This is a genomic window from Desulforegulaceae bacterium (assembly GCA_034006035.1).
GTDB lineage: Bacteria > Desulfobacterota > Desulfobacteria > Desulfobacterales > JACKCP01 > JACKCP01.
Genome location: JAVETN010000012.1, coordinates 17,457 through 29,435 on the forward strand (window position 1 = coordinate 17,457; position 11,979 = coordinate 29,435).

An 11,979-nucleotide genomic window follows, 5' to 3' on the forward strand; every position below is an offset into this window, starting at 1 on the left:
AACTCCGACTTTTATAAATTTTTAAAAATTACAACCTTCATTATCAGTCATAAAAACAAAGGTAAAGCAATAACTATTATAGATTTGAGACCATTATTTTATTTTAAAAGTTACTCAGCTAAAAAAATTCTTAGTTTAAACAGCGATAACCAGGTTTTTTAACCATAATAATTAACAAAGTTTACTTGTCTTTTTTTAATTAGAGCAACTGACTTTTAGGCAGGTTTGATTTTCATATAGACTTTACCCTGGAGTTTTTGGGATGGACAGTTAAACCTGGTAAGCTTCAGTTTGAATTAAAAAAAGCTGCCATGAAAATAAAAGAGCAGCTTTATAATTTGGGTTATAAATAACTACATTGAAGGAGAGGTAAATAAGGAGCCAACAGGAATTTGTTTTTCTGATTCAATTATCAAAACAGAGGAGGTCTTTTCTCTTGAGTCCACAACAACAAAAGAACCAATGGGAATAAGCTCTGTGAATTTATTTTTTTTATCAATATTTACAATTTGTTCTTCAACTATTGAATAAATTTGACCTCTTTCAACTCCGTCAGATGTGCCCGCATTTATAAAGCCCACAAAATGGTCACCTAGGTAGATTGCCCCTTCTTTTTCCTTGATGATTTTTCCTTTGAGGCCTGCAACGCTTGGCTTAAGGAAGATGTCAGAGGATATTTTATTAAACTCTGTGATAAGGTCGCCGTTTGCAATTGGTCTGTATGAGTTGGTTATAACTGCACGGAGGAGCTTTCCTTCTTTTTTAAGAATTTCAATTGTTCCTGCAAGATTATACTGATAGCCTATGAATATTTTTTTATTACTCGGATCAAAAACTTTTATAGGTTTTTTGTAAATTGCGTATTTCTCTCCAATAAGGAATTTTTCTGAGCTGCTTTCTGCAATGATATATATTTCATCAGTTGTTGAGTACATATCAACAGGTGTTACACCCCTTTGAATGATAGCATCGGGCTTTATTTCTTTTATGGATATATAGGGAAGTTTGTTGATTTTTCTAAAGACAAAGTTTGGTTTTTTTTCTTCTTTTTTTATTTCCTGAATAATTTGTGAAATTTTTTGCTTCTTTTTTTCTTTTATTTCTGCAATGGCATTTTTATTATAGAGTGTTATTTGTTGCCCCGGATATATCCAATGGGGGTTTGCTATATCTGTGTTTTCAGCCCAAAGCCCCGGCCAATACCAGGCAGAATCGAAAAATTTCTGTGAAAGTCCCCAAAGGGTGTCCCCTTTTTGTACAGTGTAAGTTATTGTTGTTTTTTGCTCAACTTCTTGGGCATTCAAGCTTGAAGCAGAAATAAAAACAACTGCTGAAAGAAAAAAAATTGAAAAGAAAAGAAAAGGAATTTGTTTTGCTATTAGGCGGCTCATAAAAAAGTCCTGTATTTTTTTATTTTGGCAAGTTTTGTTTAAAAAATTAAACCATTCTACCTTAAAAAAGTCAACCTTAATTCAGTGTTTTTAAGGAGTGTGGGATGTTTGCAAAAAAGCGTAAAATTTTTAAAGAATATATTTTTTAAATAATTGGACGAAAGCAGGGAATTTGATTAAGTTCAAAGTAAAAATTTAATCTTAAGATTTTTAAAGGTTAAATTTAAAGTCAGAATAAAAATTATAAATTTAAGGGTTTGAAATTATATGGAAAAAATAGCTGGATTAATTTTTGAAGCCAGGCTTTTAAAAAAGCTTCCAAGATCAGGGTACTCGTTTTTGGGTAATGGGAAGGAAACTGTGGCAGAACATTCTTTTATTATCTGCATAGTTTCTTACATTCTTGCTAAAATGTGCCCTGAAGCAGATGAGAAAAAAATTGTTTTCATGTCTCTTTTTCATGATCTTCCAGAGGCTAGAACTGGTGATATTAATTATGTTCAAAAGAAATATGTTACAAAAAATGAAGATAAAGCTGTTGACGATATGGTTTCAGGACTTTTTTTTGGTGAAGATATAAAAAGATTGTTAAAAGAGTTCAATTCAGGAAAGACTCTTGAGTCAAAGCTGGCAAACGATGCTGACCAAATTGCTTTTTTAGCAGACTTGAAAGCTCTTAAAGATAAAGGTGCAAAGGCTTCGTCAAAGTGGATTGAGGCAGTCTTTCAAAGGCTTAAAACCAATGAGGGTAAAAAAGTTGCTGAGGCACTTTTAAACTCTGATTCCGATTCCTGGTGGCTTGAAAATTATGTTGACTGAAGCGAAAAAATAAACAAAAATTGTCTGAATACTTGTTGTTTATATAAAAACTCATTTAGAATAAGATTTAATTTGTTTATTGAAAACTTGTGTTTTTACTTTAGCAAACCCATTTGTTTTTAATTTGTTTGGATCGAGATGCCCAGCCTTTTAATAGATAAATCAGAATATATTATGCTTAAGGATTCACATAAGAAGCTTGATGAAGCAATGAATCAGGTTGGGAATCTTGTTGCAGAAAGAAAAAAATATTCCGCCTTTGCAGAAAGTTTTAAGAAAAAAGCTAAGTCTGACAATTTAGCCGCTTTAGAAACTTTGGAGTTGATATCTTCACTTATTGTAAAAAATGATAGTTTGTATTCCAAAAAAGTAGCTTTTTTTGCTAAATTAGTAGGCGAGGAGTTAAAACTTGGACTTTCTCGGATAAATAAAATTGAAGTTATTTCAAGACTTCATCTTGGAGGCCTTTTATTTGCAGTAAATAAAGGGGATGGCTTGGTTTTTTATCCTGAGAAAGTTGTTTTTATTCTTGAAAAATTTTCAGAGTTAAAAAAAATAGCTAAATATTTTAAGGAGCTTGACGAATGTTTTGATGGAAGCGGGCCAAACTCCAAAACAGGAAGAAATGTTAGTATTGAAATTAGAATTGTAAGGACAGCTGCTTTTTATTACAATTTTTATTATAAAAATTTTACAATAAATCAAATAATTGAAAAACTTAATTTTTTTTCAGGTAAAGCTCTTGATCCCTATTGTGTGTCAATTGTTTTCAAGTTGCTTCAAAAAAAAGATTTGTTTTCAGCAATTAAGGTTAAAGCTGTTAATGTTGATAAGTTAGAGCCTGGAATGGTTTTGAAATCAGCTGTTTTTTCTAAAAGAGGAGCCATGCTCCTTCCTTCAGGTACAAAGCTTGATAGAAAAATTATAGATAAAATTATTTCTTTTGATTTAAGTGAATCTGTTGCTGATACTATATTAATACTCAACAATTGATAGGGGTTTATATGTTTTGTTCAGTTGAGGTTTATATTTTAACTGAATAAATGGAATAAAGGTGAGTTCTTGTACATTAATTAATAATAAATAAATTTCCAGGAGTGTTTTATGGATATTACCTCCATAATCGGAATTGTGGCAGGTTTTTCGGCTATTATCGGAACAATAATGCTTGGAAGCGGTATTGGGCTTTTCATTAATATTCCTTCCATAATGATTGTTTTTGGAGGAACTATTTCTGCTGCACTTGTTGGATACCCTTTGCCTGACTTTATGAAGCTTATTAAGGCAACATCAAGGGTTTTTAAGTTCAAGATTGAAGATCCCCAAAATTTAATTGACAGGCTTATAGAAATTTCCAACAAAGCAAGAAAAGGAGGCCTTTTGTCGATTGAAGGCGATATTAATTCAATTGAAGATCCTTATTTTGCAAGTGCACTTCAAATGACTGTTGATGGAGTTAAAACAGGGGATATTGCCCAGGTTATGCAGAAAAAAATGGCAATGGTTCAACAGGAAAATAAAATTGGAATCAGTATTTTTTCTTCTCTTGGTGCCTATGCCCCAGCTTTTGGTATGGTGGGAACTTTAATAGGCCTTATTCAGATGCTCGCCAGTCTTGATGACCCTTCCTCAATAGGTCCTAAAATGGCTGTCGCCATGATAACTACATTTTATGGCTCCATTTTGGCAAATCTTTTGTTTTTACCTATGGCAGATAAGCTAAGACAGAGAAATACTCAGGAAATTACCAATATGAACCTTTTGTTTGAAGGAGTTATTTCAATTCGTGAAGGTGAACATCCCAGGTTGATGGAAGAAAAACTCAAAGTATATCTTATGAATAAAAAGAACAGTGCTGATTCTGCTGCACAGGCAGGTTAAATAATGGCTGAAAAAGAATCCAGTGAAGAAGAAAAAAGTTTCGGGCTTTCAGAGGGAAGTATAGAAGAGGATGAAGGTTCTGGAGGTTCTCCTGCATGGATGGCTACTTTTGCTGACCTTGTAACCCTTTTAATGTGTTTTTTTGTCCTTCTTTTTGCAATGAGCACAATTCAGGAAGAAACTTTTAAAGAGCTTGTTCAGTCTTTAAGAAGTGCTCTTGGAGTTCAGACCATTCCCGAAGCAGGGACTAGAGAAGGTCTTGTGATGCAAAGTGCCAAACCTGATGACTCAAAACCTGAAAAGCAGGCTGTAGACGAAATGGGGGCAATGATTCAAAAGGAAATTCAAGATATTGTAACTGATGTAAAAGAACTTATTATGTTCAATAAGCTTGCTGGAATGGTGGATGTAAAGGAAACAGAAGAAGGTGCAGTGATAACGATTTCAGATCTTGTCCTTTTCAAAACAGGGCAGGCTCAAATAACAGAAGACGGCCTTGACATTCTTCAAAAAATTGCCGGGGTGCTTAAACAGTTTCAATATCCAATTGAAATTGCGGGGCATACAGATAATATCCCCATAGACACAAATGAGTTCCCTTCAAACTGGGAGCTTTCTTCAAGAAGAGCAACAGAGGTTGTACGATATTTTATTGGTAAGGACCTTAATCCTTATTCCCTTTCAGCAGCTGGTTATTCAAGTTTTTGCCCTGTAGATACCAATGATACTGAAGACGGTAGAGCAAAAAACAGAAGGGTTGAAATAGTGTATAGAAGGCAGGCCATAGAAAATACATTGTACAGATAAATATTTGAAAACCAGGTCTTTTATTGATTTTTTTACTGATTTTTACAAAGGGCAATTTTTTTATTTGATTAGCCAGTTTTTTTGTTTCAGCCTGGATTAAGCCAAGGTCTGGTCAGGTATAATTCAAAAGATTTTGTAAAAGTCGGTATCAATATATCCCTTGATTTTAATAGCACTAAACTATAGCATTATTAAGCTGATTTTAATATGCTGGGCAGTTTATTAGTGGTTGATTCAAGGGTTTCATATTTTTCCATAAAAAAAGATTATAATAGGAAACTTTTCTGGACTTTTAACCAAGGCAAGTTTGTAAATAGAAAGAAACAAAAACAATGAAGCTTCATATTAACGATGCTGCATCGCTTTTAAATCTTCCGGTAAAGACTCTTAAAAGGTGGATCAGACAGGGCCGTATTCCTATTAACAGAGCAGGAGACACCTGTATATTTAAAAAAGAAAAATTGTATGATTGGGCAAAACGCAACAATCTTTCCATTTCAGACAAAAAAAATTTTGATGAAAAAAGTGTTGAAACAAATAATCAAATTTTATCGGATGCTCTGATAAAAGGGGAATTTTTGTATGAAGTCCAGGGACAGACTAAAAAGGAACTTTTTTTGTCTGTGATAAAACAGCTTGGAATTGAAGACAGTGAAAATGAAAAGGAGTTTTTAAAGCGTCTTATTGAAAGAGAAGAACTTTCCTCAACAGGAATAGGCAGGGGCGTTGCTATCCCCCATCCAAGAGAGCCCATGGCCAAGCTTTTTTCTTTTCCCCTTATTGTTGTTGTATTTCCTGAAAAACCAATTGAATTTGGGTCTATTGATAACAAAGATGTTTTTGTACTTTTTTTTATCATATCAAGAAATGTTAAAGAGCATTTAAAACTTCTCTCAAATCTTTCATTTTGCCTGAGGCATGAAAGTTTTATCAGTTTTTTAGAGAAGAAGCCTTCCATGGATGAAGTAATTAGCAAAATAGAAGTTTTTGAAAATCAGCTTTTGGGCCAATAGGAGAGAATTGCTTTGAGAAGGTTGTTTTTAAAAAAGCATGCACAATCAATTATTTTCAGGTTTGATGAAAATTTTCTTTTGCTTATAATGGCAGTTATTGTGGGATTGTTGGGAGGTCTTGCTGCTGTTTTTCTTAATTATTCCCTTGAATTTTGTTATGACCATCTTCATTTTCTCCGCCAATATTGGTGGGCTTTTTTTGTGCCTGGGGTTGGAGCGATTCTATCTTCTGTTTTTTTAAAAAAAATTATAAAAGACGATAAAGGGCATGGGGTTCCAGATGTTATTTATTCTGTTTCAAAAAAAGGCGGTCTTTTAAAGGTAAGAGCTATTTTTTCAAGGCTTATATCCAGTATTCTCACCATAGGAAGCGGGGGCTCAGCAGGTCCTGAAGCTCCTATTTTATATAGTGGTGCCTCAATTGGCTCAAACATCGCCACCCTTTTTTCACTTAATGAAAGGCAGAGGATAACTCTTTTAGGTTGCGGTACTGCAGCAGGAATTTCAGCAATATTTAATGCTCCTGTGGCTGGGATAATTTTTACTCTTGAGGTCATTTTAGCTCAATGGAACACCATTTATCTTGTACCTGTTGCAATAGCTTCAGTTACAGGAACAGAATTGAGTAGATTTTTAAGAGGAAATCAAATCCCCTTTAGTAATAGTGGATTTGATATAGGACTTAACGAGCTTTTTGCTGCTGTTTTTCTTGCTGTTATAACTGCTATTGTTTCAGTGTTTTTTACAAGAGCAATGGAAAAAAGCAATAAGCTGGCCAGTTTTTTTGAAAAAAAATTAAGTCTTCCTTTTTTTGTCAAAGCAGGTATTGGGGGCTGTGTTGTGGGAATAATAGGTTATTTTATTCCAGATGTAATGGGACAAGGGTATCATTCCATAAGAGATCTTATTTCAGGGACATATAGCACAGGGCTTGGAATAGTAGGTCTTGTCCTCCTTGCCAAAGTAATTGCCACATCAATTACTCTTGGCTGGGGGGGCTCAGGCGGAGTCTTTGCCCCTTCTCTTGTGATAGGAAGTTTGACCGGAGTTGTCTTTTACCGATGTTTTACAATGATTTTTCCTGAAACTAATCTGGTAAGTGAAGGATTGTTTGCTTTACTTGGAATGTCGGGTGTGATGGCTGGGGTTTTACAAGCTCCTCTAACAGGTGTTTTTCTTATAGTTGAAATCACAGGGGGCTATGAAGTTATTGTCCCTCTTATTATAGTTTCGTCCTTGTCTTCAGTGATATGCAGATATCTTGAGCCTGCGTCTATTTACTTAAAAGAGCTTGTTGAAAAAGGCACTCTTTTGAGGTCTGGAACAGATGCAAAAGTTCTTTCAGATCTTAAAGTGGAGGAAATTTTAGAAAAAGACTGCCTTGAACTCTATAACGATATGAGACTAAAGGAAGTTATTTATCTGCTTAAGGTTTCCAGAAGAAATTTCTTTCCTGTTCTTGATAGAAAAACCAATGATTTTCTAGGAGTTGTTCACCTTGATGATATAAGGCCCTATCTCCTTGATTCCCTTATGTATGAAACAGTTTTTGTTTATCAGATAATGAATACTGAAACACCGGTAATTTCTCGTGATGTTGAGTTAAGAGATGCCCTTAGAATAATGGATGATTTTGAATTGTTTAGTATTCCTGTTCTTGAGGGGAAAAAGTTTTTGGGAGTAATATCCAAGGCAACTCTTCTTGATCAATACAGAAGGGAACTTATGGTCCAGACTTCAGAAATTTAGAGCTAAAGCATCTTGTGAATAAGGTTTACAGGGGATTTAAGAATTCTTTTTGCCAGATTCCCAAATTGGGGAGTAATATCTGAAACGTAAAACTCTCTTTTTCCACTTGTCCCTATGAGAAGATTTGTGTTTTCATGGGAATTAACAAAGTCTTCAACCTGTTGTGCAATTGCAGTTGAAGAGTCAATTGTTTTCACTCTTTTACCTGCCTTGACTGAAATAAGTTTTTTTAAAATTGGATAGTGTGTACAGCCAAGAATAAGGGTGTCAACCTGTCTTCTTTTTAAAGGCATGAGGTATTTTTTTAAAATTCTTTTTGTTTCCGGGGTGTTAAGCAATCCTTCTTCAATAAGCGGAACAAGTAAGGGAGATGAATTTGAAAAAACTTTTATCTTGGAGTTGATTTTATTTATTTTTTTTTCATAAACAGCACTTGAGATAGTAGCTCTGGTTCCTATTATCCCTATTTTTTGATTTACAGTTGTTTTTACTGCCAACTCAACAGCAGGGGTAATCACTTCAAAAACAGGTACCTCATATCTTTTTCTTAAAAGCTCTGTTGCAGCACTTGAAGCTGTATTACAGGCTATAATGATAATTTTAGCCCCTTTTTCAATTAAAAAATCTGCATTTTCTGCTGAATAACTTTTTATTGTCTCTGGACTTTTAGAGCCGTAGGGGGTTCTTGCTGTATCGCCGAAATAAAGAATGTCTGAATTGGGAAGCCTGTCTGTTATAGCTTTTACAGTTGTCAGCCCTCCGATCCCTGAATCAAAAATACCTATCATTAGTAAAACCTTTTATTTTGCAAATTTTTCAAGTTTGCCTAGTTCTTCTTTGGTTCTGGTTGTTTTAAGAGATTCAAGTATAAAACTATTTAGCTCGGCTCTGCTGCTTTGTTTTTTTATACCGGGGCATGCTTCAGCCATTTGTTCCCAGTTTTCCGGGACTTTGATTACAGCAGGAATAAAAGGCCACTCTCTGCACATTCTGGGTTTTACAGGGTGGATTGAGCAGTTTTTATTAAAAAAGATGCATTTCCCATCTTTGCCACAGGCTATCATATACCTTCCGGTTGAAGAAAGGCAGAGATATTCTTTTTTAAGTTTTTCTATGGTTATATTCAAAAAACTTGCAATTTCTTCTATTTTTTTTTTATCAACATAGGTTCCGCCTTGACCTGAGCAGCAGTCGCCACATTGGGAACATTCAAAAAAATTAGACATTTTTTTATTTGAAATCATATCTTTTTTCCATTGCTCTTTTTAAAGTAACTTGATCAAAATATTTTAAATCTCCACCCATGGGAATTCCAGAGGCTATTCTGGAAATTTTTAGATGGCTAAATATTTTTTTTAAATTTTCTGCTATAAAAGAGGCAGTTGCCTCTCCTTCAACGCTTGTACCCGTAGCTATTATTACCTCATTTATTTTTTCTTCAGGTACCCTTTTGAAAAGCTCTTTGAGTCTTATTTCGTCTGGACCAATTCCGTCCATGGGAGAAAGGGCACCCTGTAAGATATGGTATAATCCGCTATATGAGCTGCTTTTTTCTATGGACGCCATGTCAGCCGGTCTTTCAACAACACAAATAGTTTTTTTATCTCTTTTTTCACTGGAACAAATTTTGCATATATCCTGATCTGTAAGAGCAAAGCACTTTTTACACATTTTTGTATTTTTTTTTAGCCCTGCTATGGCAGCTGCAAGCTTAACAGCTTCATTTTCCGGAGTTTTAAGCAGGTGAAGAACAAGTCTTTCAGCTGTTTTTTCTCCTATGCCGGGAAGTTTTCTAAATTCTTTAATAAGCTTTGCAACAGATTCAGGATAACCGTACATCAAGTCTCCAAAAGCAAACAATTGCTTTTACTTAGTTTTTGGCTAAGTATTTTTTATGTTAATTAAAACGATAAACAAAATAAAGATTTTTAGTTTCATTTTTTTCAAAGAGTCTTTATTTGAATAATTTAGCGCTTGATTTATGTTTAATAAGTTTTACATAAGGCCTGGAATATTCATTCCCCCGGTTACTTCTCCCATTGCCTTTGAAACCATTTCCTGGGATTTGTTAAGCCCGTCATTTACAGCAGCAATAACAAGATCTTCGAGCATTTCAACATCCTCAGGATCCACAGCTTCTTTTTCTATTTTTATGGAAACAATGTTTTGCTTTCCATTGACAACAACTTTAACCATCCCGCCTCCAGAACTTGCCTCAACAGTTTTGCTGGCAACTTCTTCTTGCATTTTAGCCATTTTAGCCTGAAGTTTTTGAGCCTGCTTCATCATTTGGCCCATATTACCGCCCATTCGTTTCATTAATTATCCTCCATAAAAATATTGTTTTTGTGTTTATCGGCAATTTTTTCACTGATAATTTTACCATTAAGCTTATCTTCTATTTCTTTTACAAGCAAATCGGTTTTTGCAAATGATAAAACTTTTTCATCTTCGTAGTTTTTTTTGGATTCAGGATTGTTTTTAATATGATCTTCAATTATTTTTAAACTTATATTTTCATCAAAAATTTTGCTGGATATTTTTTCAACCAGATCTTTTTCCTTCTGAATTCTTTGAATATGATAATTTGTCCCTTTTGCTCTTATTTCCAGAGTATTTTCTTTTTTAGAAACAAAATCTGAACTGTTCTCAAAAAGTGTTCCTCCGGATGGGTTTTCCTTTTTAAGTTGTTTTATGCAAAGCACCCATTTTTCTTTGTCAGAAAGAGTATTTATTGGCTTTGTTTCTGGCATAGGTTTTTTTTCAGAAACAAACCCTGGTTCTTCAGTTTTTTCATTTATTGTTTTTATTTTATGGCTCTGCCTTATCGGGGTTTCAGGCTTTTTTTCCAAAACCTGAAATTTTTCTTTGGGTTCTTTGTTTTTAAGATTTTCCAGTGTTGAAATAAGGGATTCAATTTCTTTTGATTCTGGAATTTCACAAAGTTTGAAAAATATTATTTCAAGAAGGATTCTAATGTTTTCAGTCTGACGGACTCTTATTTCTTCTTTAAGGAGAAGATCTAAAAGTCTTATAAAATATGAAATTTCAAAGCCTGAGCTTATATTTGCAAGTTCAGCCTTGTAATTATCAGGAAGATCACTCAGATCCGCTGATTTGGGGCTTAAATTTATAAGTATTATATGCCTTAAATATTCAATTGTTTTTTGGTAGAAAATTTTAAGGTCAACCCCGGAAAAATAGAGGTCATTTATTGTTGCTGCTATCAATTCTCTGTTTCTTAAAAATAAAGCTTCAATTGTATTTTTTGCAATTGAAAAAGAAGGGGTTCCAAGAATTCTTCTTATTTGCTCTGTTGAAACTTCATTGGTTGAAGATGAAGAGATCAGTTGATCAAGAAGACTTATGGAGTCCCTTACAGAACCTTCTCCTGCTGATGCTATTTCAGCGATTGCCTCATTTGAGGTTTTTATGCTTTCAAGCTCACAGATATTTATTAAATGATTTACAAGAAAGTTAAGAGGCACTCTTTTAAGGTCATGACGTTGGCACCTTGACATTATGGTTACAGGAACTTTGTGAGGCTCTGTGGTGGCAAAAAAGAACATTATATGGGGAGGTGGTTCTTCAAGTGATTTTAAAAGTGCATTAAAAGCTGCGATTGAAAGCATATGAACTTCATCTATTATATAAATTTTGTATTTGGAATAAGACGGTTTATATTGGAGATTATCTCTTATTTCTCTTATTTGCTCAACATTGTTGTTTGATGCTCCGTCTATTTCAATTATGTCAGAAGTTCTTCCTTTAATTATTTCAAGGCATGATCTGCAATTTCCACATGGATTTGAAGTTGGTCCGTTTTCACAGTTCATACATTTGGCAAGTATTCTTGCTATGGAGGTTTTCCCTGTGCCTCTTGGACCTGTGAATATATGGGCATGGGCTACTCTTTCAAGGCTGATTGCATTTTTAAGCGTAGTTGTGACATGCTCCTGGTATACAACAGAATCAAAATCAACGGGACGGTATTTGCGGGCAAGTACAAGATATGCCATAGGTTTGTTTTTAATCCCATAATAAAAAAAGCTGACTTTTTAAATCAGCTTTGATTTGCTAACAAGGTGGCGGAGAGAGAGGGATTCGAACCCTCGGTACCCGTTAGAGTACACACGCTTTCCAGGCGCGCACCTTCAGCCAGCTCGGCCATCTCTCCATAAATCATTTCAACAATCTTGTATAAACTTCACCGGCTGAAATGTCAATATAAAATCTTTTGTTTAAATCAGCTAATATGTTTGAAGGTTAATTCAAAGATAAATATTTTGATTAATAAAGTTTTTGGCTGTTTAAAAAGG

At 34.2% G+C, this 11,979-nt stretch carries 12 protein-coding genes and 1 tRNA gene; 6 read left to right on the forward strand and 7 right to left on the reverse strand.

The annotated features are described in order from the left end of the window. Nucleotides 1–353 precede the first annotated feature (353 nt). Nucleotides 354–1,391: a LysM domain-containing protein gene (locus RBR53_09445; protein MDY0132883.1), complete on the reverse strand. Its 1,038-nt coding sequence runs from the start codon at nucleotides 1,389–1,391 to the stop codon at nucleotides 354–356. A 267-nt stretch (nucleotides 1,392–1,658) separates the two neighbouring features. Between RBR53_09445 and RBR53_09450 the strand changes: the two genes are divergently transcribed. The 6 genes from RBR53_09450 (at nucleotide 1,659) to RBR53_09475 (ending at nucleotide 7,660) form a co-directional block, all read left to right on the forward strand. Then, entirely contained in the window at nucleotides 1,659–2,210 is a 552-nt protein-coding gene (locus tag RBR53_09450; protein MDY0132884.1) for an HD domain-containing protein, read from the forward strand. Between the two features lie 138 nt (nucleotides 2,211–2,348). Further along, nucleotides 2,349–3,203, forward strand: coding sequence for a hypothetical protein (locus tag RBR53_09455; GenBank protein ID MDY0132885.1), 855 nt, complete (start codon nucleotides 2,349–2,351; stop codon nucleotides 3,201–3,203). A gap of 111 nt (nucleotides 3,204–3,314) precedes the next feature. Beyond that, nucleotides 3,315–4,091 (forward strand): motility protein A, encoded by a 777-nt coding sequence (locus RBR53_09460; GenBank protein ID MDY0132886.1) that lies wholly within the window; start codon nucleotides 3,315–3,317, stop codon nucleotides 4,089–4,091. Between the two features lie 3 nt (nucleotides 4,092–4,094). After that, nucleotides 4,095–4,898 carry a flagellar motor protein MotB gene (locus RBR53_09465; protein ID MDY0132887.1) on the forward strand — a complete coding sequence of 268 codons (804 nt, stop codon included), beginning with the start codon at nucleotides 4,095–4,097 and terminating at the stop codon, nucleotides 4,896–4,898. Between the two features lie 332 nt (nucleotides 4,899–5,230). After that, nucleotides 5,231–5,911 (forward strand): PTS sugar transporter subunit IIA, encoded by a 681-nt coding sequence (locus RBR53_09470; protein ID MDY0132888.1) that lies wholly within the window; start codon nucleotides 5,231–5,233, stop codon nucleotides 5,909–5,911. Between the two features lie 12 nt (nucleotides 5,912–5,923). Beyond that, on the forward strand, nucleotides 5,924–7,660 hold the full coding sequence (locus RBR53_09475; protein ID MDY0132889.1) for a chloride channel protein: 1,737 nt from the start codon (nucleotides 5,924–5,926) through the stop codon (nucleotides 7,658–7,660). 2 nt (nucleotides 7,661–7,662) lie between these two features. Here RBR53_09475 and murI read toward each other — a convergent pair whose 3' ends face one another. The 6 genes from murI to RBR53_09505 all read right to left on the reverse strand — a co-directional run bounded on the left by murI (nucleotide 7,663) and on the right by RBR53_09505 (nucleotide 11,837). Further along, a complete protein-coding gene (gene murI, locus RBR53_09480; protein ID MDY0132890.1) occupies nucleotides 7,663–8,448 on the reverse strand; it encodes a glutamate racemase in 786 nt (261 codons plus the stop codon). A 12-nt stretch (nucleotides 8,449–8,460) separates the two neighbouring features. Beyond that, on the reverse strand, nucleotides 8,461–8,904 hold the full coding sequence (locus RBR53_09485; GenBank protein MDY0132891.1) for a YkgJ family cysteine cluster protein: 444 nt from the start codon (nucleotides 8,902–8,904) through the stop codon (nucleotides 8,461–8,463). Next, nucleotides 8,891–9,499 (reverse strand): recombination mediator RecR, encoded by a 609-nt coding sequence (gene recR / locus RBR53_09490; protein MDY0132892.1) that lies wholly within the window; start codon nucleotides 9,497–9,499, stop codon nucleotides 8,891–8,893. Before recR ends, RBR53_09485 begins: the two co-directional genes overlap by 14 nt. A 156-nt stretch (nucleotides 9,500–9,655) precedes the next feature. Further along, complete coding sequence (locus RBR53_09495; protein MDY0132893.1) at nucleotides 9,656–9,979, reverse strand: YbaB/EbfC family nucleoid-associated protein; 324 nt, start codon at nucleotides 9,977–9,979, stop codon at nucleotides 9,656–9,658. Beyond that, nucleotides 9,979–11,679: a DNA polymerase III subunit gamma/tau gene (gene dnaX, locus RBR53_09500; GenBank protein ID MDY0132894.1), complete on the reverse strand. Its 1,701-nt coding sequence runs from the start codon at nucleotides 11,677–11,679 to the stop codon at nucleotides 9,979–9,981. Before dnaX ends, RBR53_09495 begins: the two co-directional genes overlap by 1 nt. A 67-nt stretch (nucleotides 11,680–11,746) precedes the next feature. Further along, nucleotides 11,747–11,837 (reverse strand) — tRNA-Ser (locus tag RBR53_09505). Nucleotides 11,838–11,979: the final 142 nt, after the last annotated feature.